Source organism: Vicinamibacterales bacterium, from assembly GCA_041659285.1.
Lineage (GTDB): Bacteria > Acidobacteriota > Vicinamibacteria > Vicinamibacterales > UBA2999 > 12-FULL-67-14b.
In genome coordinates this window covers 376,926-400,021 of record JBAZYO010000001.1, presented here as the reverse complement: position 1 = coordinate 400,021, position 23,096 = coordinate 376,926, and the positions used below count along the sequence as shown (strand labels likewise).

At 67.2% G+C, this 23,096-nt stretch carries 20 protein-coding genes; 9 read left to right on the top strand and 11 right to left on the bottom strand.

Features of this window, described 5'->3' with window-relative positions:
- Positions 1-20: 20 nt before the first annotated feature.
- The 8 genes from WC815_01815 to WC815_01780 all read left to right on the top strand — a co-directional run bounded on the left by WC815_01815 (position 21) and on the right by WC815_01780 (position 11,683).
- Positions 21-1,559 (top strand): YifB family Mg chelatase-like AAA ATPase, encoded by a 1,539-nt coding sequence (locus tag WC815_01815; protein MFA5907491.1) that lies wholly within the window; start codon positions 21-23, stop codon positions 1,557-1,559.
- Positions 1,560-1,740: 181 nt separating this feature from the next.
- Complete coding sequence (locus tag WC815_01810; protein MFA5907490.1) at positions 1,741-2,658, top strand: M23 family metallopeptidase; 918 nt, start codon at positions 1,741-1,743, stop codon at positions 2,656-2,658.
- Between the two features lie 140 nt (positions 2,659-2,798).
- Positions 2,799-5,729 (top strand): preprotein translocase subunit SecA, encoded by a 2,931-nt coding sequence (gene secA, locus WC815_01805; GenBank protein ID MFA5907489.1) that lies wholly within the window; start codon positions 2,799-2,801, stop codon positions 5,727-5,729.
- 44 nt (positions 5,730-5,773) lie between these two features.
- Positions 5,774-7,312, top strand: coding sequence for an IMP dehydrogenase (gene guaB / locus WC815_01800; GenBank protein MFA5907488.1), 1,539 nt, complete (start codon positions 5,774-5,776; stop codon positions 7,310-7,312).
- Between the two features lie 63 nt (positions 7,313-7,375).
- The gene (locus WC815_01795) at positions 7,376-8,080 is read left to right on the top strand and encodes a carboxymuconolactone decarboxylase family protein (GenBank protein ID MFA5907487.1); all 705 of its coding nucleotides are present in this window, start codon (positions 7,376-7,378) and stop codon (positions 8,078-8,080) included.
- Between the two features lie 296 nt (positions 8,081-8,376).
- Positions 8,377-8,547: a hypothetical protein gene (locus tag WC815_01790; GenBank protein MFA5907486.1), complete on the top strand. Its 171-nt coding sequence runs from the start codon at positions 8,377-8,379 to the stop codon at positions 8,545-8,547.
- A 139-nt stretch (positions 8,548-8,686) separates the two neighbouring features.
- Complete coding sequence (locus WC815_01785; GenBank protein MFA5907485.1) at positions 8,687-9,016, top strand: PadR family transcriptional regulator; 330 nt, start codon at positions 8,687-8,689, stop codon at positions 9,014-9,016.
- A 3-nt stretch (positions 9,017-9,019) separates the two neighbouring features.
- A complete protein-coding gene (locus WC815_01780; GenBank protein ID MFA5907484.1) occupies positions 9,020-11,683 on the top strand; it encodes an ADOP family duplicated permease in 2,664 nt (887 codons plus the stop codon).
- Here WC815_01780 and WC815_01775 read toward each other — a convergent pair.
- Genes WC815_01775 through WC815_01765 form a run of 3 tightly spaced genes read right to left on the bottom strand, consistent with a single transcriptional unit; the run spans position 11,669 to position 14,046 of the window.
- Complete coding sequence (locus tag WC815_01775; protein ID MFA5907483.1) at positions 11,669-11,947, bottom strand: type II toxin-antitoxin system prevent-host-death family antitoxin; 279 nt, start codon at positions 11,945-11,947, stop codon at positions 11,669-11,671. The two genes, WC815_01780 and WC815_01775, sit on opposite strands and share 15 nt — an antisense overlap.
- 50 nt (positions 11,948-11,997) lie before the next feature.
- Positions 11,998-12,441: a tRNA (adenosine(37)-N6)-threonylcarbamoyltransferase complex ATPase subunit type 1 TsaE gene (gene tsaE, locus WC815_01770; protein ID MFA5907482.1), complete on the bottom strand. Its 444-nt coding sequence runs from the start codon at positions 12,439-12,441 to the stop codon at positions 11,998-12,000.
- A gap of 24 nt (positions 12,442-12,465) precedes the next feature.
- Positions 12,466-14,046, bottom strand: coding sequence for an NAD(P)H-hydrate dehydratase (locus WC815_01765; protein ID MFA5907481.1), 1,581 nt, complete (start codon positions 14,044-14,046; stop codon positions 12,466-12,468).
- Positions 14,047-14,099: 53 nt separating this feature from the next.
- Between WC815_01765 and WC815_01760 the strand changes: the two genes are divergently transcribed.
- A complete protein-coding gene (locus WC815_01760; GenBank protein MFA5907480.1) occupies positions 14,100-15,014 on the top strand; it encodes an aminotransferase class IV in 915 nt (304 codons plus the stop codon).
- 30 nt (positions 15,015-15,044) lie between these two features.
- On the opposite strand, the gene gcvP is transcribed toward WC815_01760, so the two are convergent.
- The 8 genes from gcvP to WC815_01720 all read right to left on the bottom strand — a co-directional run bounded on the left by gcvP (position 15,045) and on the right by WC815_01720 (position 23,094).
- A complete protein-coding gene (gene gcvP, locus WC815_01755) occupies positions 15,045-17,936 on the bottom strand; it encodes an aminomethyl-transferring glycine dehydrogenase (protein MFA5907479.1) in 2,892 nt (963 codons plus the stop codon).
- Positions 17,933-18,310 (bottom strand): glycine cleavage system protein GcvH, encoded by a 378-nt coding sequence (gcvH, locus tag WC815_01750; GenBank protein ID MFA5907478.1) that lies wholly within the window; start codon positions 18,308-18,310, stop codon positions 17,933-17,935. The genes gcvP and gcvH overlap by 4 nt, the downstream gene beginning before the upstream one ends.
- A gap of 3 nt (positions 18,311-18,313) precedes the next feature.
- The gene (gcvT, locus tag WC815_01745) at positions 18,314-19,438 is read right to left on the bottom strand and encodes a glycine cleavage system aminomethyltransferase GcvT (GenBank protein ID MFA5907477.1); all 1,125 of its coding nucleotides are present in this window, start codon (positions 19,436-19,438) and stop codon (positions 18,314-18,316) included.
- A 73-nt stretch (positions 19,439-19,511) separates the two neighbouring features.
- Positions 19,512-19,706, bottom strand: coding sequence for a hypothetical protein (locus WC815_01740; protein ID MFA5907476.1), 195 nt, complete (start codon positions 19,704-19,706; stop codon positions 19,512-19,514).
- A 30-nt stretch (positions 19,707-19,736) separates the two neighbouring features.
- The gene (locus WC815_01735; protein MFA5907475.1) at positions 19,737-20,468 is read right to left on the bottom strand and encodes a hypothetical protein; all 732 of its coding nucleotides are present in this window, start codon (positions 20,466-20,468) and stop codon (positions 19,737-19,739) included.
- Positions 20,469-20,600: 132 nt separating this feature from the next.
- A complete protein-coding gene (locus WC815_01730) occupies positions 20,601-22,031 on the bottom strand; it encodes a sigma 54-interacting transcriptional regulator (protein ID MFA5907474.1) in 1,431 nt (476 codons plus the stop codon).
- A 176-nt stretch (positions 22,032-22,207) separates the two neighbouring features.
- Positions 22,208-22,540 carry a hypothetical protein gene (locus tag WC815_01725; GenBank protein ID MFA5907473.1) on the bottom strand — a complete coding sequence of 111 codons (333 nt, stop codon included), beginning with the start codon at positions 22,538-22,540 and terminating at the stop codon, positions 22,208-22,210.
- Positions 22,528-23,094, bottom strand: a complete 567-nt coding sequence (locus WC815_01720) for a GspH/FimT family pseudopilin (GenBank protein MFA5907472.1) — start codon at positions 23,092-23,094, stop codon at positions 22,528-22,530. Before WC815_01720 ends, WC815_01725 begins: the two co-directional genes overlap by 13 nt.
- Positions 23,095-23,096 lie beyond the last annotated feature (2 nt).

Sequence of the window (23,096 nt, the reverse complement as noted above, 5' to 3'; positions counted from 1 at the left end):
GCGATTGCACTGTGGTGCGCATGCTGGCCACCGTCGAAAGCGCGACCGTCATCGGAATCGAGGCCTGCCGGGTGCACGTCGAGATCGACGTCAGCTTCGGCCTCCCCCACTTCCAGCTCGTCGGCCTCCCGGACGCGAGCGTCCGCGAGAGCCGCGACCGGGTGCGGGCGGCAATTCGCAACTCGGGTTATGAGTTCCCGGCCCACCGCATCACCATCAACCTCGCCCCGGGCGACGTCCGCAAGGCCGGGCCCGCCTTCGACTTGCCCATCGCCCTCGGCATGCTGGCGGCAACCGGAAAGGTGCAGCCGTCAAGCCTGGCCGGCATCGTGCACGTCGGCGAGCTATCGCTGGACGGTGCGATCCAGCCGGCGCGCGGCATGCTGGCAATTGCCGTCGAGGCCCGTCGACACGGCGCCCGGGCCCTGCTGCTCCCCCACGACAACCTGGCTGAAGCGGCCGTCGTTACCGGACTCAGGCTGCTGCCCGTCCGTTCTTTGGTGGAAGCCGTATCCCGGCTCAACCAATCGCCAGACGACTGGCCCGTCGATTCAACCTCCAGCCCCCCAGGCACCTCCAGCCCCCCAGGCACCTTAGGCACCCTAGGCACCCTAGACCCCGATCTGGCCGACCTGCATGGGCAGGCCTTTGCGCGGCGCGCCCTCGAGGTGGCCGCCGCCGGCGGCCACAACCTGCTGATGATCGGCCCGCCGGGCGCCGGCAAGACCATGCTGGCCAGGAGACTGCCGGGGATACTGCCACCGCTCTCGTTCGATGAGGCCATTGAGGCCACGACGATCCACTCGGTGGCCGGGCAACTGCGTCCTGGCGTCGGGCTGCTCACGGAGCGGCCATTTCGCGCGCCGCATCACACCATCTCCGACGTCGCCCTGGTCGGCGGCGGCGCCACGCCTCGTCCTGGCGAGGTGAGCCTCGCCCATCACGGCGTGCTGTTCCTCGACGAGATGCCGGAGTTCGATCGCCGCGTGCTCGAGGCGTTGCGCCAGCCGATCGAAGAAGGCCGCATCACGGTGTCGCGCGCGCTGCGGTCGGTGATGTTTCCCGCGCGCTTCGTGCTGGTGGCGGCGATGAACCCGTGTCCGTGTGGCTATCACGGCGACCCGAAACGGGCGTGCAAGTGCACGCCGCAGCAGACAGCGCGCTATCGCAACCGGCTGTCAGGTCCGCTGCGGGATCGGCTCGATCTGATTGTGGAAGTGGAGGCGGTGCCGATCACGGCGCTGACCGACGGGCCAGCGGGCGAATCCTCCGCCGCGGTACGCGCCCGCGTTCTGGCCGCGCGTGAGCGACAACTCGCGCGCGGCACCCGCGCCCGCGTCAACGCCAACCTGGCGGGGACGGAGTTGAAGAAGCACGCGTCGCTCAACCTCGCGGGTCGCAAGCTCCTCGAGCGCTCAGCCGAACGCCTGAACCTGTCGGCGCGCGGCTTCCACCGCATCATCCGCGTCGCGCGAACCATCGCGGACCTGGCCTCGGCCGAACACATCGCCACCGAGCATCTGGCAGAGGCGCTGCAGTACCGGTTCGTGGAGAAGTAGGCCGCCGTTTCTTCTGATCTCCTGACCTTCTGTAATTCTGGGTCTCCAAAGCGGGCCCAGGCGAACAACAGGCGAACATCTGCGCACTCCGGCAGTTTCCGCTTCGGGATCATGGAGGGGCATGTTAGCCTTACAAATTCGTGCCGAAAAGGCCCGGAACCCGAATCAACACAGGTACTTGATGCTCTCCAAACGCTACACGATCGTGCTCGCTGATCGCACCACCGGGGTGGTGCGCCGTTTCACCATCAGCGTGAAGGCCGCCCTCACGGTGGTCTGCCTTGCCGTGGGTATGCCGATCCTGATCGGCCTGGGCGCCGCATCGAAGGCGCGTTACGACGTTGCACAGTTGTACGCGTCGCACGACACGCTCGAACTCGAGAACGCCAACTACCGCGCCGCCACCGAAACGCTCGCCGGCCAGATCCTCGCCCTGCAGACGACCATGTCGGACCTCGGCGCGAAGGCGGCGCTCGATCCCTCGCTGCAGGCCTCGATGGATAAGCTGCCGACCGTGGTCAAGAACCGCGCGATGGGCGGCCCCACGGCCGGTGCCGCGCTGACTACCGTCACGCCCGGGCTCGGCTCTCCCGAAAACACCTTCGGCTTGCTCAAGGACCTGCTGCAGGGCCTCGAGAGCCGCCTGCAGACCGTGCGCTCCGATGTGGACAAGCGCAACTCGCTGGCCGCGGCCACGCCGTCCATCTGGCCGACGCACGGCTGGCTGTCGTCGAGCATGGGCAACCGCGCCGACCCGTTGACCGGCGAGAAAGACTTCCACCCCGGCCTCGACATCTCCGCCGACAAGGGTGACCCGATCTACGCCACCGCCGACGGCAAGGTCACCACGGCCGCCATGTCCGGCAACTACGGCAACCTGGTCGTGATCGATCACGGCTACGGCATCGAAACGCGCTACGGCCACATGTCGGCCTTCAAGGTTCACGCCGGCCAGGACGTCAAGCGCGGCGACCTGATCGGCCTGGTCGGTGCCACCGGCCGCACGACCGGTTCGCACCTGCACTACGAGGTGCGCGCCAACGGCCGCATTCTCAACCCGCTCCAGCTCTTGCTCAACCCCCGCCGCAACGGCAACTGACCCCACGAGGGCCGTGCGGCCCGAGCCCTACGAGCGCAGCGAGCCCCAGGAGGCGCGGAAGCGCCGACCCCCAACGAGCGACGGCACGCCGCGAGTCCCAAGGTATAATCGGGAGATAGGCATCCTGCCTTTTTCCCATCATGTTTGGTCAGCTCCTTACTAAAGTCCTCGGCAGTCAAAACGATCGTGACCTGAAGAAGCTGCGCCCGCGCGTGGCCGAGGTCAACGAATTCGAAGCCCGCATCAAGACCCTGAGCGACGAACAGCTCAAGGCCAAGACCGCGGAATTCCGCGCCCGTCTGGCCAAGGGCGAGACCATCGAAGACCTGCTCGCCGAGGCGTTTGCCGTGGTCCGCGAAGGCGGCCGCCGCGTGCTGCAGATGCGTCACTACGACGTGCAGTTGATCGGCGGCATCGTGCTGCACAACGGCACGATTGCCGAGATGAAGACCGGCGAAGGCAAGACGCTGGTCGCGACCCTGCCGGCCTACCTCAACGCCCTCGAAGGCCAGGGCGTCCACGTCGTCACGGTCAACGACTACCTCGCCCGCCGCGACTCCGAGTGGATGGGCCGCCTCTACCGCTTCCTGGGCATGACGGTCGGCGTCATTCAGCACGACCTCAACGACCAGCAGCGCCAGGTCGCCTACGGCTGCGACATCACCTACGGCACCAACAACGAGTTCGGCTTCGACTACCTCCGCGACAACATGAAGTTCGACCTCTCGGCCATGGTGCAGCGGGGCCATCACTTCGCGATCGTGGACGAAGTGGACAGCATCCTGATCGACGAGGCGCGCACCCCGCTGATCATCTCGGGTCCCGCGGAAGAGTCCACGGACCTCTACTACGAAGTCGATCGCATCATTCCGAAGCTGACGCGCGGCGAAGTGCACCAGGGCCAGACCAAGGGCGAGGATCGCGAGCGCCTCGAAGCCTCGGGCGACTACATCGTCGACGAGAAGAACAAGACGGCGACGCTGACCGAGAGCGGCATGGCCAAGGCCGAGCAGCTGCTCTCGCATCGCATGCAGCCCGGCGGCCTCTACGACCCGGCCAACATGCCGCTGCTCCACCACGTGCAGCAGGCGCTGCGCGCCCACGTCCACTACAAGCTCGACGTGCAGTACATGATCAAGGACGGCGGCGTCGTGATCGTCGACGAGTTCACCGGCCGCCTGATGCCGGGCCGGCGCTGGAGCGATGGCCTGCACCAGGCGGTTGAGGCGAAGGAAGGCGTGAAGATCGAGCGCGAGAACCAGACGCTCGCCACCATCACCTTCCAGAACTACTTCCGCAAGTACAAGAAGCTCTCCGGCATGACCGGCACGGCCGAGACCGAGGCCCCCGAGTTCGCCAAGATTTACAAGCTCGACGTGATGGTGATCCCGACCAACCGGTCGATGCAGCGCATCGAAGAACCCGACCTGGTCTATCGCACCGAAGGCGAAAAGTGGAGCGCCATCGTCGACGACATCATCAAGCGCCAGGAAGAAGGCCGCCCGGCGCTGGTCGGCACGGTTTCGATCGAGAAGTCGGAACGACTCTCGAGCATGCTCAAGAAGAAGGGCACGAAGCACATCGTGCTCAACGCCAAGTACCACGCGCAGGAAGCGGAGATCGTGGCGCAGGCCGGCCGCAAGGACGCCGTCACCATCGCCACCAACATGGCGGGCCGCGGCACCGACATCCTGCTCGGCGGCAACCCCGAGTACATGGCGCGCCAGCAGAGCCTCAACGAGGGCGTCGCCGAAAAGGTCGTCAAGGGCGAAGAGAAGTACGTGGACGACGACGAGTTCGTCAACTTCTTCCACGTTGACAGCTTCTACCGCGTCAAGACCGCCGACTGGGACCGCATCTTCACGCACTTCAAGCTGCAGTGCGAAGAGGAACACAAACAGGTCGTCAACCTCGGCGGCCTCCACATCATCGGCACCGAGCGCCATGAAGCCCGCCGCATCGACAACCAGTTGCGCGGCCGCGCCGGCCGCCAGGGCGACCCGGGTTCATCCCGCTTCTACCTCTCGCTCGAAGACGACCTGATGCGCATTTTCGGGTCGGACCGCATCTCCGGCCTGATGCAGCGCCTGGGCATGGAAGAAGGCGTGCCGATCGAACACGGCATGGTCAGCCGCGCCATCGAGCGCGCCCAGAAGCAGGTCGAGGCGCAGAACTTCGCCGTCCGCAAGCACCTGCTCGAATACGACGACGTGATGAACAAGCAGCGCGAGAGCGTCTACACGCTGCGCCGCGAGATTCTCGAGGGCAAGATTCACCTCAGTGAAGACGAAGTCAGCGAGATCCGCGGCTACGTGATGGCCACCGCCGAGGAGCTGTTCGACGAGAAATTCGAAGAGTTCATCGGCGCCGAGAAGGACACCGACGAATGGGACATCCCCGCCCTCCAGCGTGACCTGTCGCAGCTGTTCGCGCTTGGCGACGACGACTTCGCCCCGCTCAAGTACGGCGAGATGAGCGGCGACGAAGTGCACGACGCGCTGTGGGCCAAGGTGGTGGCGCGCTACGTGGACAAGGAGAACATCGTCCCCCGTGAGATCCTGACGCGGGTCGAGCGCGACCTGATGCTGCAGATCGTCGATCAGCAGTGGAAGGACCACCTCTACTCGCTCGACCACCTCAAGGAAGGCATCGGCCTGCGCGGCTACGGCCAGCGCGACCCGCTGGTCGAGTACAAGAAAGAAAGCTTCGCGCTGTTCCAGGACATGCGGCGGCGCATCGAGGAAGAGATCGTCCGCTACTTGTGGTGGCTCAAGCCGGTGGTGGAGCGCGAAGGCGGCGAACCGACCCTCGCGGTCCCGGCGCGGCCGGCCCCGCGCAAGCCGGCCCTGAACTACAACAACCCGGCGCAGGAACGCCCGTCGGTGTTCACGCAGAAGGCCGCGGCGCCGGCCGGCGCGCCCGACGACCTGACGCAGGAACGCGCGCCCGCGCGCGTCGGCGGCGACGATGCGCCGATCAAGACGGTGAAGCGCGACGAGCCGAAGGTGGGCCGCAACGACCCGTGCTGGTGCGGCAGCGGCAAGAAGTTCAAGAAGTGCCACGGAGCGTAGCCGCAGATGACGCAGAGCAAACACCAGGGCCGCAGATTACACAGATGACGCAGATCAAAGAAGTCACTCGCAATTCCCTGGAGGCTGGTCTGCGGACCGCGCTCACGTTCGACGACATCCTGCTGGTACCCCGGCACTCCACGGTGCTGCCGGCGCAGGTCGAGGTCACCACGCGCCTCACCAGGAACATCAATCTGAACGTGCCGCTGCTGAGCGCGGCGATGGACACCGTCACCGAGTCGGAGATGGCCATCGCCATGGCGCAACAGGGCGGCATGGGCATCATCCACAAGAACCTCTCCATCGAAGACCAGGCGATCGAAGTGGACCGCGTCAAGCGGTCCGAGAGTGGGATGATCGTCAACCCGATCACCGTGGGTCCGACCGCCCTGATCCGGGAAGCGCTCGAGCTGATGCAGAAGTACCGCATCTCCGGCGTGCCGATTACCGAAGGCGGCAGCCGTGAAGGCCGGCTGGTCGGCATCCTGACCAACCGCGACCTCCGCTTCGAGACCAACACCGCGCGGCCGGTGTCGGAGGTGATGACCAAGGACAAGCTGATCACCGTGCCGGTCGGCACCACGCTCGACCAGGCCCGCGCGATCCTGCACAAGGCCAAGGTCGAGAAGCTCCTGGTCGTGGACAAGCACTTCAAGCTGAAGGGCCTGATCACCGTCAAGGACATCCAGAAGGCGATCAAGTACCCCAACGCGTGCAAGGACTCGCTGGGCCGGCTGCGCACCGGCGCGGCGGTCGGCATTGCCCGCGACACGCTCGAGCGCGCCACCGCGCTGGTCAACGCCCACGTCGACGTGCTCGTGGTGGACACCGCCCACGGCCACTCGCAGGGCGTGATGGACATCGTCCAGCAGATCCGCAAGGCGTTCCCGGACCTCGATCTGATTGCCGGCAACGTCGCTACCGCGGAAGCCACCGAGGCGCTGATCAGGATTGGCGTGAACGCCGTGAAGGTCGGCATCGGCGCCGGCTCGATCTGCACCACCCGCATCGTCGCCGGCATCGGCATGCCGATGATCTCGTCGATCGCCGAGTGCGCGGCCGCGGCCGCCAGGCACGACATCCCGGTGATTGCCGACGGCGGCATCCGGACCTCGGGCGACGTGGTGAAGGCCCTGGCCGTGGGCGCGAGTTGCGTGATGGCCGGCAACCTGTTCGCCGGCACCGACGAGAGCCCGGGCGAGCTGATCCTGTTCCAGGGCCGCACGTTCAAGGAATACCGCGGCATGGGGTCGATTGGCGCCATGCGCAAGGGCAGCCGCGACCGCTACTTCCAGGACGACTTCGAGCTCGAAAGCGGCACCAGCCAGGCCGGCAAGCCGAGCATGGAGAAGCTCGTGCCCGAGGGCATCGAGGGCCGCGTGCAGCACAAGGGCAGCATGTCGATGGTGGTGCACCAGCTGATCGGCGGCCTGCGCGCCGGCATGGGCTATTGCGGCGCCGCGACCATTGCCGACCTGCAGCGGGACGCGGAGATCATCCGCATCACCAACGCCGGCTTCCGCGAGAGCCACGTGCACGACGTGACGATTACCAAGGAATCGCCGAACTACAGAGTCGAATAGGACTCGCTTCCACCTTCGCGTTCACGCGCTTCGGCGGACAGGTCGCTGGTGGGGAGGACACTCATGCGGAACCGTGCGCTCATCGCCCTCATCGGCCTCCTCCTCAGCTCTCCAACGTTCGCGCAATCCGACCAACTGGTCGTCCTCAGTTCCAATGCGACCAAGGCCGTGGTCGAGGCACTCGGGCCGCAGGAGTCGGCGGCCCCGCCGGACCGGCTGCCGCCGGTTCCAGTTGATCAGATGACTGCGGCACAGAAGCAGGCGGTCGCCGACTTCAAGACCGCTCGCGGCGCGGAAGTGACCGGCCCGTTTCATCCGCTGCTGCGCAGCCCCGAACTGATGACCCGCACGCGCGCGATGGGCGACTACCTGCGCTACAAGAGCGCGCTGCCGCCGCGGCTCAGCGAGTTCGTGATCCTGATGACAGCGCGGGCGTGGACGCAGCAGTACGAATGGAACGCCCACCACCCGATTGCCTTGAAGGCCGGGCTGAGTCCCGACACTGCGTTGGCGATCGCGGAGGGCCGGCGGCCTGCCTCGATGCAGGACGATGAGGCGGTGCTGTATGACTTCTGCCAGGAACTGCACCGCGACAAGGGCGTGAGCGACGCCACCTATGCGAGAGCCGTGGCGAAGTTCGGGGAGCCGGCCGTGGTCGATGCCATCGGCATCAGCGGCTACTACACGATGCTGGCGATGGTGCTTAATACGGCCCGCACGCCTGCCAGCCAGAGCGGCGCGCCAGTGCTCCGGCCGCTGCCAGAGTGATCTGCAACCTGAAGAACCTCAGCCGGATGGCGGCCCCAAGTCCGTGCCGGCTGCTGCTAATTTGGTAATGGACTGTTCCTGCTGGCCACGATGGTGGTGGCCGCGCGTTACCACTTCTCGCACCTGGGTGGGGCATCGGCATCCTGGCCGGCGTCGCCATCCTGATCGTCGAGGGCGTTCGAAATACTTACACGCCGACCGTGTCGAATCCTCCGGCGCTCTAGACGCCCACGCCGCCCTATCCCCCGTCACGCCGCTGCCGATAAGCGGCATGCAATATGCAAAATGGCTTGGGCATGACGTTCGTGAGCCGATTGGCCGCCGCCGCTGGCATCTCCCTGGTGCTGACGCTCCTGCTCATGCTGCTCTTCCAGGCCGACGCCCCGCCGCCCAGCGAGGCGGTCGAGGCCTCTGGCGGCGCGCGGGCGCTGTCGGCGCCTGGCATCCGGCCGATCAGCCTTCGGTAGCACCCGCTTCCGTACGATGATCCCCCCGGTCACGGGAGGGCTGTTCGCATCAGACGTCCGCCGGTCTAAGCCCCTCTCCTATTGACATCCGATACGAGCTGACGCACTCTCATGTCGAATCCCGATAGGAGCAGCCGCCATGTCTTCGTCGCGTTCCAACATCCTCCAAGGCACACTCGACCTCCTGATCCTGAAGGCGCTCGCCTCCGGCGAGCTGCACGGCCTCGGGGTATCGCGACGCGTTGAGCAGATCACGTGCGGCGCTTTCCGGGCTCAGCCCGGGTCCCTCTTCCCTGCCCTGCACCGGCTCGAGGAGCAAGGGTTCCTCACCTCGACCTGGCAGGCCTCCGAGAACAACCGCCGGGCGAAGTTCTACACGCTGACCAAGGCCGGCCGCCGCCAACTGGGCGAAGCCACGGCGCAATGGAACCGCATTGCGCAGGCCATGGCCCTGGCCCTGGAGGCGTAGGTCATGCCGCTGCTGCCCCGCCTCCGCAGCCTCTGGCGCAACCTGGTCCATCGCGACGCGATTGAGCGCGACCTCGACGACGAACTCGGCGCGGCGCTGGGACTGCTCATCGACGAGAAGATCGCCGCCGGGCTCCCGGAGTGGGAAGCGCGGAGGGCCGCGATGATCGAGCTGGGCGGCATCGAGCCGATCAAGGAACGGGTGCGTGATGAACGGGGCGGCCGCTTCATTGAATCGCTGTCCCAGGACGTCAGGTACGGCTGGCGTCACATCCGCCGCGCCCCGGGTTTCTCCGCCGCCGCCATTCTCACGCTGGCGTTCGGGATTGGCGTCAACACCGCCATGTTCAGCGTGCTCGACACCCTGCTGATTCAGCGGCTGCCCATTCCCGATCCAGACGCCCTGTTCAGCCTGTCGAGCTACAACGAGCGCGGCGACAAGCGTTACATCCCGATGCCGACGGCGATCGAACTCAATCGCGAGGGGCCATTTCAGGCCGCCTGCGGCTACAACGGAGGCGGCATCGTCGCCGCGCAGGCCGGCGGTGTGCCGGTGCAGGCCGTGGTTGCCTTCGTCACCGGCCGCTGCTTCGACGCGTTTGGCGTCATGCCTTCGCTCGGTCGGCAGCTGGTCGATGCCGATGCGCCCATCATGTCGCGGGGGCGGATGGTGGTGGTGATCAGCGACCGGCTGTGGCGCCTCGCCTTCAACCGCGACCATGGCGTGCTGGGGAAACCGCTACGGGTGGAGGCCGCCGAAGTGACCGTGGTCGGGGTCATGCCCCAGGGATTTCGCGGCATCCACGTCGATACCGGCATCGACATTTTCGCGCCGCCGGACACTATCATCCCGGCGCTACCCGGGCGCAGGCCGGTCGCTCAGGAAGTGCTGGGGCGGCTGAAGCCCGGTGTCACGCATGAACAGGCCTCAGCCCAACTGAACACGATGTGGCCTGGGCTGCTGCAAGCGGCACGCGACGCCACGCGCGAGGCGAACGAGGGCTCGAACCTGCTGGGCGCCACGGTCAGGCTCGAATCCATGGGCCGCGGACTCTCAACGGCACGCGACAATTACGCCCGGCCCGTCCGCCTGATCTTTGGCCTGACCGCGCTGTTGCTCGTTCTCGCGTGCATCAACCTCGGCGGGCTGCTCCTGACCCGCCTCAGCGCGAGAAGCACCGAACTGGGCGTGCGCCTGGCGCTCGGCGGCAGCCATGGCCGGATCGCCCAGCAGATGCTGGTGGAAAGCCTGCTGCTGGCCTTCGGCGGCACGCTGCTCGCCGTGCCGCTGGCCTTCGCGCTCGTGGCACCGGTCTCCGTGCTGCTCAATCCCGGATATGCGGGCTGGGAGCTGTCCTTCGCGCCCAACCTGCGCGTGCTGTTGGTGACGGCCGGCGCCGGCCTGCTCGTGGGCCTCTTGCTCACCGCGTTGCCGACCTGGTTCGCGATGCGCAGACACGCCAGCGTCCGGTTCGCGTGGGATCGCACGGTGACGGGCGCCACCAGCCGCTGGACGCGCGGCCTGCTCGTGGCGCAAGTGGCGCTGTCGGTCATCCTGCTCGTCGGCGCGTCGCTGCTGGCTCAATCCCTCTACGCCATCCAACATGCCGATCCTGGCGTGCGGACCGCCGGCATGCTGAACGCCCGACTCATGTCTTCACCAGGCGGCTTGCGGGGACTCGACGCCGAGTCGCACTATCCGGCGCTGGTCGAGAAGCTGACCGCCATCCCTGGAGTGGCGGCGGTCGGCTTCGCCCGCGCTTTTCCCCGCCGTTTGTCCAACGTTGCCAGTGACGTCGGCTTCGTCGGCGAACAGTTCACCGGCATCCGAACTGCCCTCGACAACGTGTCCTCGAACTTCTTTGACTTGGTCGGCATGCGCCTGCTGGCAGGCCGGCCGTTCACGGCGGCCGACACCAGGAAGAGTCGGCGCGTCGCGATCGTCAGCGACAGCCTCGCCCGCGCGCTCACCGCTGACGGCGACGTCGTCGATCGACGCGTCAGGTTTGGCACCTTGCGCGACATGCAGGACATCCTGATCGTCGGCGTGGTCAGCAACGCGACCCTCGGCGACCTGAAGAACACGGCGCCGCACGTGATCTACTCACCAGCGTTCCAATCCGCGTCGTTCAATGGCCCCAACCTGATCTTCGCCACCAGCGGCGATACCGGCCCGATCGCTGCGGCGGTGAGGCGGATCGTCCTCCAACATGGGCGCGAGTATGCCTTCGATATCGCCACGCTCGACGAGTTGTTTGCGCGCGCGCCCGCCCGCGAGCGCATGAGCGCGGCCATCGCCAGCATGGTCGGCGGCCTGGCGGTCCTGCTGTCGGTGCTCGGCGTGCACGGCGTCCTCGCCTATTCGGTGGCGAGGCGCCGCCGCGAAATCGGCATCCGGCTGGCAATAGGAGCCGTCCCGGCGCAGGTGGCCAACGCCGTCATGCGCGAAGGACTGGTCCTCACGGTGATCGGCGTCGGCGTCGGCATTCCGTCGGCCTACGTCGCCGCTCGCGCCATGCAATCGTTACTGTTCGGCATCTCCGCAGGCGATGCCCTGACCTTCGGTACCGTGACGATTCTCTTTGGAGTATTGGGCACGCTCGCGGGCATCATGCCGGCACGGAAGGCCGCCTCGGTGGACCCGGCAATCGCATTACGAGCCGACTGAGTGAGGTCGACGCCGCCCTTCATCGATCGCCGACCGGACATCGCGGTTCGATAACCTGGCCCGCGACCGCTTGCGGATCCGTTGCTGCAACTCCTGCAAGCCGGCCACCGCGCGACAGACGTCGTCGACGCGCTGGGCGCCCTCCGGCACCAGGCGGGCCACCGGCTTGTCGTGCCGGGTAATCACGACCTCCTCGCCCTTCGCGACGCGCTCCAGCAGCTCGCCGAAACGGGTCTTGGCTTCTGACGCGGTGACCTTGGTCATGGTGGCTCCAGTATTAACCAGTTGTTAACCAGCCCACTATGACCCGCGTGCTACGGCGCCTGGGGGGTGATCGTGATCGTGCGGAGACTCTCGCCGGTGGCAGCGATCGCCACGGTCACGGCGCATGGCGGACATCGCATGAGGCGTTCGGCCCATTCAATCGCCAGGACGCCGCGCTCGGCCAGCTCGGTGTCCATCCCCAGTTCGTCGAGATCCACCTTGTCCAGCCGATACAGGTCGACATGCACCAACGGCAGCCGGCCCTGGCGGTACTCGTGAACGAGGGTGAACGTGGGGCTGGTGACGTCCGCGGGATCGATGCCGAGGCCTTCCGCGAGTCCGCGAACGAAGGCTGTCTTGCCGGCGCCGAGATCACCGGACAGCAGCAACACGGCCCCTGGCTGCAGGGACGCCGCCAATGTCGCTGCAATCCGGCGGGTCTCGTCCTCCGAGCCGGATTCATAGACCCCGTAAGAAAACGAATCTGCGTCCAATCTGCGCCTAATCTGCGGCTGTCTTCACTCTGTGGCCTTATTGGCCACGCGGCGACGGGCCGTAAGCTCGAGCACGGCGTCGCCGATGTGATCGACGAGGTCACTGGCGGTCATCGACACTTCCCCGCTGTCGGCGTCCGCCAGTTCGCCGGCCGAGCCGTGGAGGTACACCGCCAGCCGGCACGCCGCCTCCGCGTCGAGCAACTGCGCCAGCCATGCCGCCAGCATGCCGGCCAGCACGTCGCCGGTGCCGCCGGTGGCCATGCCGGGACATCCTGTCGGGTTCACGAACACCTTCTCATCCGGCGTGACCACCAGGGTGCGGTAGCCCTTGAGGACGACGTAAAGCTTGTGGCGCTTGGCGAAGTCGGTGGCGATGCCGATGCGATCGGCCTGGAGATCCTCGACGGAACAACCCACCAGCCGCGCCATCTCGCCCGGATGCGGGGTAATGATCAGATCGCGGCCCTCGCGCCCAACCAGCAGCGACGGCTCGTCCGCGAACGCGTTGAGCGCGTCGGCGTCGAGCACGAGCGGGCCGTCGTACTTGTCCAACAGCTCGCGCACGAACGTGGTGACGCCCTCGCCCCGGCCAAGCCCGGGACCGGCGACAATCACGTCCGCGTCGATGCCCAGCACCGTATCGGCCGCCGAGAAGTGCACGGTGCCGTCGGGCGTCTCGTCGAGGCCCTCGGTCATGTACTCGACCGCATGCGCGGCGATGGTCGGCTGGCAGGAGCGCGGCGACGCCACGGTGACCAGCCCGGCACCGGACCGCATCGCGCCCTGCGCGCACAACACGGCGGCCCCGGCCTTCCCCATCGATCCGGCCACCACGACGACGCGCCCGAAGTCCCCCTTGTGCGAGTCCACCGCGCGGGGCGGCACCAGCGGCCGCATCTGCTCGCGCGTCAGCAGCTCGATGCGCGGGCCTTCGAGCAGCTCGAACACGCCGGCGGGGATGCCGATGTCGGCAATCACGACTTCGCCGGACTTGGCCTCCGCCGGCGGCAGCACCAGCGGCAGCTTCGGCGCGCCCAGGGTCACGGTGACGGTGGCGTCAATCGCGTCGCCAATCAGGTCGCAGGTGTCGGCCGACATCCCCGACGGCATGTCGATGGAGACAATCGGCACCCCGCCCTCGTTGAGGTCGGCGACCACCGTTTCGTAGAACCCGGTCAGCGGCGTCTTCAGGCCGGTGCCGAACATGGCGTCGATGATGAGGTCGTGGCCGGTGATCTCGCTGCCATGCAGTTCCCACGCGGTCTCGTCGGCCACTTCCACCACGTCCTGCCCGATGCGCCCGAGGATGTCGAGGTTGATCCGGGCATCACCCTTGATCTCGGCGACCTTGCCGATCACGAACACCGAGACGTCGACGCCTCGCTGGTGCAGCGCGCGGGCCGCCACGAACCCGTCGCCGCCGTTATTGCCCTTGCCGCAGACGATGGCGACGCTGCGGTCGGCAAGGTCGGGATAGAGGGATTCGATGGCCGCGACGACCTGCCGGCCGGCGTTTTCCATGAGAACCAGCGAGGCGAGGCCGATGTCCTGGATCGTCCGGCGATCGGCTTCCCGCATCTGGTCGGCGTTGAGGATTCTCATGGGATTCTTGTCAATGTAGCACCAACCCGGCGCTTGAGGTACGCTCGTCGAAGATGAGCGCATACGTCAATGTCAACGGCGTGATCACCGACGCCGCCCACGCAGTCATACCGGTCTACGACCACGGCTTTCTCTATGGGGAGGGCGTCTACGAGGTCTTCCGCACCTATCACGGCGTGCCGTTCCTGTTCGACCGCCACCAGGCGCGCCTGCGCGCGTCGGCGGCGCGCATCGGGCTGGATGTCCCGTTTTCAGATGCCGAGATCGAGCGACGATCGCTGGACACCATGACGGCAGCGGGATTGGGGCCCGCCTCCGCGCAAGGCTCCGGCGCGGCAAGCAACGACGCCTATGTCCGCATCCTGCTGACCCGCGGCGTGGGCGAGATTACCTACGACCCCGCGGCATGCCCGACCCCGTCCCTCGTGATCATCGCGAAGCCGCTGCCGCCCGCACCGGCCGCGCACTACGAGAAGGGCGTCAAGGTGGTGATGGTGACCGACGTGATCCGCAACCACCCCGAATCGGTGTCGCCGCTGATCAAGAGCAACAACCTCCTGAACAACGCGCTGGGGATGCAGCAGGCGATCCGCGCCGGCGCGGCGGAGGCCATCTTCAGGAACTATCGTGGCGAGCTGGCCGAGTGCGCGCAGTCGAACCTGTTCATCGTGTCGAAGGGCGCGGTGAAGACGCCGCCGCTCGACGCCGGCCTGCTGGCCGGCATCACGCGCGCGTTCACGATCGAGGTGGGCGCCGGCATCGGCATCGGCTGCGAGGAGAGGCCGCTGACAGACGCGGATCTGTTCGGCGCCGATGAGGCCTTCTTCACCAGCACGACCAAAGAGATCGTGCCCATCGTCCAGGTGGACGACAAGACGATTGGTGACGGGCGGGTTGGGCCCATCACCAGGCAGTTGCTGGCGGAGTATCGCCGGCAAGCGGAACGCCTGACGGCCGTCGCGAAGTGAGGGCGGCACTGAAGTGCCGCCCTCCTGGCACTACTGGTAGGACTCGATCGGCGGACAGATGCACATCAGGTTTCTGTCGCCGTAGGGGTTGTCGATGCGGCCCACGCTGGGCCAGAACTTGCCGGCCTTCACCCACGGCAGCGGATACGCCGCCGTCTCGCGCGAGTAGGCATGCGGCCAGGCGTCGGCTGTCACCGCCGCCGCGGTGTGCGGCGCGTGCTTCAACACGTTGTCTTTCGCGTCCGCCTTGCCGGTGATCACGTCCTCGATCTCCGTGCGGATCGCGATCAGCGCGTCGCAGAAGCGATCGAGCTCGGCCTTCGGTTCGCTCTCCGTCGGCTCGATCATCAGCGTGCCCGGCACGGGGAACGACACCGTCGGCGCGTGGAAGCCGTAGTCCATCAGGCGCTTGGCGACGTCGCCTTCCTCCACGCCCTTGGCCTTGAACGCCCGCAGGTCGAAGATCATCTCGTGCGCGACGCGGCCGTTGTCACGGGTGTAGAGCACGTCGTAGTGCGGCTCGAGCCGCGACTTGATGTAGTTGGCGTTAAGGATGGCGAAGCGGGTCGCATCCGTCACCCCGGCCGCGCCCAGCATGCGGATGTAGGCATACGAGATCAGCAGGATGCTGGCGCTGCCCCACGGGGCGGCGGAGACCGGCGGAATCGCGTTCGCGCCGCCCACCTTGGCGAGCGGATGTCCCGGCAGGAACGGCGCGAGGTGTTTGGCGACGCCGATCGGCCCCATCCCCGGACCGCCGCCGCCATGCGGAATGGCGAAGGTCTTGTGGAGGTTGAGGTGGCACACGTCGGCGCCGATCGTGGCGGGGCTGGTCAGCCCCACCTGCGCGTTCATGTTGGCGCCGTCCATGTAGACCTGGCCGCCGAACTGGTGAATGGCGGCGCAGATGTCGCGAATTGAATCCTCGAACACCCCGTGCGTCGAGGGATAGGTGATCATCAGGCCGGCGAGATCCGCGGCGTGCTCCTCGGCCTTCTTCTTCAGATCCGCCACATCGACGTTGCCGTTGGCGTCGGTGGCGACCACCACCACCTTGAAGCCGGCCATCACCGCGCTGGCCGGATTGGTGCCGTGCGCGGACGAGGGGATCAGGATCACATCGCGAGCGCCATCACCGCGCGACTGGTGATACGCGCGCATCACCGCCAAGCCGGCGAACTCGCCCTGCGCGCCCGAATTGGGCTGCAGCGACACCGCCGCGAAGCCGGTGATCACGCACAGCGCCGCCGCCAGTTCGTCGCAAATCTGCCGGTAGCCCTCGGTCTGATCCTCGGGCGCGAACGGATGGATGCGCGAGAACTCCTCCCACGACACCGGATACATCTCGGTGGCCGCGTTGAGCTTCATCGTGCAGGAGCCGAGCGGGATCATCGAGGTGTCGAGGCCGACGTCCTTGCGCTCGAGGCTGCGGATGTAGCGCATCATCTCGGATTCCGAGCGATGCGTGTTGAACACCGGGTGCGTGAGGTAGGCGCTCTGGCGCTGCAGCGCCTCGGGCCACGACGGCGTCTGCGCCGCGCTCAGGTCGGCGACCGCCGCCGCGCCCTGCTTGCCGGCCGCCGACGCGAACACCTCGAGAATGGCGGCCAGGTCCGTGGTCGTCACCGTTTCATCGAGCGAGATGCCCACTTCGGCGTCGCCGACGTAGCGGAAGTTGAGCTGGTACTGTTCCGCCGCGATGCGGATCGCCTTCACCTTCGCCGCATCGGTCTTGACCCGGAGCGTGTCGAAGTAGTGAAGGTTCGACTGCTGGTAGCCGAGCGACGCCAGCGCGCCCTCGAGCGAGCGCGCGAAGGTGTGCACGCGCGAGGCAATCGCCTTGATCCCCTCGGGACCGTGATACACGGCGTACATCGCCGCCATGTTGGCGAGCAGCGCCTGCGCGGTGCAGATGTTCGAGGTCGCCTTCTCGCGGCGAATGTGCTGCTCGCGCGTCTGCAGCGCCATGCGGTAGGCGCGATGACCGTGCGCGTCAACCGACACGCCGATCACGCGGCCCGCCATGTGGCGCACGTATTCCTGGCTGGTGGCGAAGAACGCCGCGTGCGGCCCGCCGAATCCCAGCGGCACGCCGAAGCGTTGCGAGTTACCGAACACCACGTCGGCGCCCATTTCACCCGGCGAGGTCGCCAGCGCCAGCGCCAGCAGGTCCGTCGCCACCGCGACACGCACGCCCGCGGCGTGGGCCCGGTCGATGAACGGCTTCAGGTCTTCGAGGCGTCCCGCCTCGTCCGGGTACTGCACGAGCGCGCCGAACACTGCCGGCTCGTCCAGGTTCATCTGGTTGGCCGGGCCGATCTTGAGCGCGATGCCGAGCGGTTCCGCGCGGCTGCGCAGCACGGCGATGGTCTGCGGGAAGCAGCGGTCCGACACCAGGAACGTGCCGTTGGCGGCGCCGAGCTTCTTGCCCTGCACGCGGTGCAGCAGCGTCATGGCCTCGCCCGCCGCCGTGCCTTCGTCGAGCAGCGAGGCGTTCGCCACCGCCATCCCGGTCAGGTCGGTGACCATGGTCTGGAAGTTGAGGAGCGACTCGAGGCGGCCTTGCGCGATTTCCGCCTGGTACGGCGTGTAGGGCGTGTACCAGCCCGGGTTCTCGAACAGGCACCGGCGAATCACGCTGGGCGTGAGCGTATCGGAATAGCCGAGGCCGATGAAGCTGCGGAACACCTTGTTCTTCTTCGCAATGCCCTTGAGGCGCGCGAGGTAGGTGGATTCGCTTTCCGCCGGCGGCAGGTTCAGCGGCGCCGTGAGGCGGATGCTGGCGGGGATGGCTTCGTCGATGAGCTGATCCAATGACGAGGCGCCGACGGCCTCGAGCATCGCCGCCACGTCGTTACCGCGCGGGCCGATGTGACGGGGGGCGAACGTGTCGAGGGGCTCGAGAAAAGGAACCTGCTTCATTTTTGAATGAGCTTTTCGTACGCGGCCGAATCCATCAGCGCCGCCGCCTCACCGGGGTTGGCCAGCTTCACCTTCACCATCCAGGTGTCGTGGGGCTTGCTGTTCACGAAGTCGGGGCGATCCTTGAGCTCGCCGTTGGTGGCCACCACTTCGCCGGTGACCGGCGCGAACAGTTCCGACACCGCCTTCACCGATTCGATGGTCCCGAACACCTGGCCGGCGGTGAGGGTCGAGCCGACCTCCGGCAGTTCGACGTAGACGACGTCGCCGAGCTGCTGCTGGGCGAAGTCGGTGATGCCGACGGCGCCGGTGTCACCTTCGATGCGAATCCACTCGTGCTCTTTCGTGTACTTGAGGTCGGCTGGATAGGACATGGGTCAGCTCTTCTTGGGACGTTTGTAAAAGGGCATGGGAACAACTACCGCCTTGGCGCGGCGGCCGCGGATGTCGATCTCGAATTCAGTGCCGGGAGCCTTGAGCGCGGGCGGCACGTAGGCCATGCCGATCGCCTTCTTGAGGAATGGCGTCTGGGTGCCGCTGGTGACGACACCGACTGGCTGGCCGTTGTGGAACACCGAGTGACCGTGACGGGCGATGGCCCGCTCCGTCATCTCGAAGCCGACCAGCGTCTTCGCCGTGCCGTTCGCCTTCTGCGCGTGCAGCACGTCGCGGCCGAGGAACTCCGGCTTGTTCCAGCCGACAATCCACCCGAGGTCCGCTTCAACCACGGTGGTGGTTTGGTCGATGTCGTTGCCGTGCAGGCGCATCGAGGCCTCGAGGCGCAGCGTGTCGCGGGCGCCGAGGCCGGCCGGGATCAACCCGTGCGGCTTCCCGGCCTGCAGCAGCGCATCCCACACGGTGGGCGCCATCGCGGGCGGGATCATGATTTCGAAGCCGTCTTCGCCGGTGTAACCGGTGCGCGACACCGTGCCGCGGACGGCGGCGACCTCGCCGTGCGCAAACCAGTAATACTTGATGGCCTGCAGGTCGATTTCCGTCTGGGTCTGCAGGATCTCCTGCGCCTTGGGGCCCTGGATGGCGATCAGCGCGTAGCGGCTGCTCGAGTTCACCGTGGCCACGCCGGGCACGGCCTCGTGGGCCTTGGCCGAAATCCACGCCCAGTCCTTGTCGATGTTGCCGGCGTTGATCACCAGCAGGTAGTGCGACGGCCCGAAGCGGTAGACCAGCAGGTCGTCCACGAAGGTGCCTTCGGGCGACGTCAGGCCCGAATACTGGATCTGCCCCACCTGCAGCTTCGACGCGTCGTTGCTGGTGATGTGCTGGACGGCCTCGAGGGCGCCCTTGCCGGCGATTTCGACCTCGCCCATGTGGGAGACGTCGAACAGGCCGGCGGCGGTCCGCACGGCCATGTGCTCCGCGGTGATGCCCGAATACTCCACCGGCATGTCCCAGCCACCGAAGGGGACCATGCGGGCGCCGAGCGCGACGTGCGAGCCGTGAAGCGGGGTTCTTTTGAGAGGAGCGTGAGCGGAATCAGTCATTTAATGAGGGGGGTCACCCGATTGGAGTGAACCCCCGAAAGGTACTATGCCGCTCCGTCACGGTCAAGGCGACTCACGGGCTCAGCCGGCGCCGGCGCATCCGCTCGCCCACGATGACGCTGGCGAGAATGGAGGCGACGGTGATGATGACGGCGACCCACGCACCCGCGCCATCGACCGACTGCCGGGCCGCACCCACCACCAGACCTGCCACGATTCCTGAAACCAACAGACCGACGACAACCTCACCGAGGATCCAGAGCAGCATGAAACGCCTCCTTCGTCAGTTGCGTTGAGTCTAAACCGGCATCCCTCCCGAGCAACTCAGAACCCAGAACCAGGCGAGCTCGGCTTGCACGGTGAATTGGAACGCGCACACCGCGGGCCAGCCTGGAATCCACCAGTAACTGTCGACGCAGGAATTGAACTCGACGACGTAGTCGACCATGTTGACGGCGTATTCGGCCCAGCAAGCGAAGGGAGTTTCCTCCCGAGCGGTCGAGGCGGCGCGTACGCTGCGGCCCGTTGCCGCCGCCTTCACGGTGGCGGCCACGGCGGCGATGGGCCCGGCGCTGCCTCGCACCGCATGCAGGAGTGCGTACGAAGTCATCACGGAGCGCGCTTCCTGCCGACCGTCGGCCTGGAGCGAGGCGACCAGGCCCTCCAGGCCGTCGAGCGCCCGGGAACCCACCGTGAGCTTCTGCACCTTGGCGATGCTCGCCTCGAAGTGGTCCTTCATCTGCAACCGCAGGAACCGGCCCTGGCGGCCAATCCGGACGGCGCCGTTCATCTCGGCCTCGAGCTCCACGACGTCCCCCGGCACTTCGACGCGAATGGCCACCTTGTCGCGTCCGACCCGCTTGAAGAACTTCACGCCGCGCCCTTCGACGCGCAGCGTGGGCTCGTCACCCACCCAGCCGAGCGTGAACTTCGTCTCAACGGCCGCCTTGCGCGGCGCCGCCTCGAGCCACGCGCCGGGCGTGACGATCCCGGCGAGCAGAGCAACTCCCAACAACAGTCTTCGACCCATGACTTCCTCCGACCACGTCCCGAAGATCGGCGCATGACCGCACGGCACCTCCGCCCCGCCTCGCCGCCTTCCACTTGCCGGAGGCTTCCGGCGAACCAGTGAACATGTGGCGTCCGGCTTCCGCCGGCCCCATCAGCGCGGCGCCGCCACGTCGCCCGCCGGCCCCGCCGGTTCTGACGACAGCAAGGCGGGCGCCGGGCGATACCTGAGATACGCGTTGAGCGTGTGATAGCTGATGTCGAGCATGCGGCACGCCTGCCGCTTGTTGCCCGCGTTCTTCTCGAGCACGAGGCGCGCGTAGCGGCTGCCCCAGGCCCGCATGGTGTCGCCGAGCCGGAACGCCGGCACCAGCACGTCACCGTAGGTGCCGCGCAGGCTGACCGGCAGGTCGTCCAGGCTGATCTGCCGCGACTCCGCGGTGGCGATGGCGCCTTCGAGCATGCGCTCCAGCTCGCGGACGTTGCCGGGCCAGTCGTACGCGATCAGCGCGTCAACGGCGGCGGCTGTCATGCTCAGGCGGCCCCGGCCCTCGTGGCGCGCGAGGAAGTACTGCGTCAGCTCCAGGATGTCGCCCTTCCGCCGGCGCAGCGGCGGCACGGCGATCTCGACGCCGCTCAAGCGATAGAACAGGTCCGTCCTGAACAGGCCGCGCTCGACCAGCCCCGACAGCGGCCGGTTGGTCGCCGCCACAATCCGCGTGTTGATGTGCCGCACGCCGTTGCCGCCAACGCGTTCCACCGTGAAGTCTTGAATGGCCCGCAACAACTTCGCCTGCGCCGCCATCGACAGGTCGGAGACCTCGTCCAGGAACAGGGTGCCGCCGTCAGCATGCTCGAACTTGCCGCGGCGGCCACGAACGCCGGTGGCGGTGCGTTCCTCGATGCCGAACAACTCCGCCTCGATCAGCGTTTCCACGAGCGCCGCGCAATTGATGGCCACGAACGGCCCCTGCCGGCGGCGGCCGAGTTCGTGGATTTGACGGGCCACCAGTTCCTTACCCACTCCGCTCTCGCCTTCGATGAGGACGGTGAAGTCCGTGCTGGCGACCCGTTCCACGCGATCCCGAAGCGCGCGCATCACCTCGCTGGATCCAATCAGCGGCGCGGCCCCGTCACGCTCGGCGGCAGTCAGCGGCGGCGGGGTGTTGGCCAGGCGCTCGGCCTCCATCAGCACCGAGGCCAGGTGCGCAGCGGTCTCAATCAGTTGGCAGGTCCACGCGTCGGGGCCGCCGTGCGGGCTGAAGGCGGCTTCGAGCATCACCTGCCGGCCGGGTTCCTTCACCGGCACGACATAGGCCACGTAATCCCGCGCCCGCACTGGCTGGAGCGACCGGGTCGGCATCGATGCCGAGAGTTCCTTCAGCCGGATGCTGCGGACGCCGGCGAGCTGGCTGAGCCGCGCGGTTAGAAACCGCGGCAAATTCCGCCGCTCCGTGGTCGTGATGAGATCCGCGGCGACATGCCGGACGAGCGAGAGGATGCCGCTGCGCCGATCGGCCGACCGTGCCTGCCTGCCGATGGCGCCTGTTGCTGTTGCTGTCGTGACTTTGACCCCGGCCCTCATGGCGACCCTCCCCGTGACGAGTGATGGAACGGCTACCAAAGCCGATGCCAAGTCGTCTCGGCAAAGAGTCGTCAGATTTCGGCGCGTCTTGTCCGGCATTCGTCACTCCCTGGCCTCTGTCCGGGTATGCGGTTCCCCATCACGATGTCCCCCGCGCTGCGCGTCCCGGGGACGCGCTACTCGCTACCCTCGATGGACGCGCCGATGTCGACGCGCTCTTCGAACACGATCACGCCGTGATACCGAACCGGATCGAGACGCACCACCTGGCACCGTTCGATGCGGCCCGTCACGCTCGCGCGCGTGCCGCCGCCGCAGAGCTGGAGCTCGGTGCGCGCGCCGGGCCTTAGTCGCGACTCCGATTCCACGAGGGCGCCGCGGCTGCTGATGTTGACGAGCACGACGGTTTGACCGGGCCGGAGGACCGCGCCGGCGCCGAAGCGCGGCCCTCCGCCCGCGATGCGGCGCTCGCGGCGCCGTTCGATGACCTCGACGGCTACGGCCGCCATTCCCGCGCCTGCGCATCGAACATCAACACGCGGACGCGGCCCGTTGCGCCGTAGACTCGAATCGCCATCTGCGGTCCGCGGTGAGCGGCAAGGTATACCGTGCCGCTGGTCGAGCTCCCTGACGGACTGAACGACACCAACGCGGTGTTACCAATCCGCAGCGGGTCATCACCGGGCGCCAGAGCCGCGCCGCCACCCACAGCGTCGATGCCCTGGTTGATCCGGAGCGACACGTTGCGCGCGTGATCGTTCAGCCAGACGAGAGCCGTCAGCGCCGGATCGACCCGGCGGTCGATGTCCTTCTGCAGGACGCCGTTGCCGTTGCCGTCAACGAACAGCTGGACGGCCGTGCGATCGTTGACCACCGTCAAGCGGACCGCCACCGAGGTGGCGCGCTTGAGCGATTCGAGCCGGGCGCGCTGCACGTGCGCGGCCAGATACTCGGCACCCACGATCACGTGCTCGCGATCGAGCGTGCCACCGACCACCGGCACCGCCACGGCAGCCATCACCAGGCTCAGGCCGGTGGCGGCCAGCACATCGACCAGTGCCACAC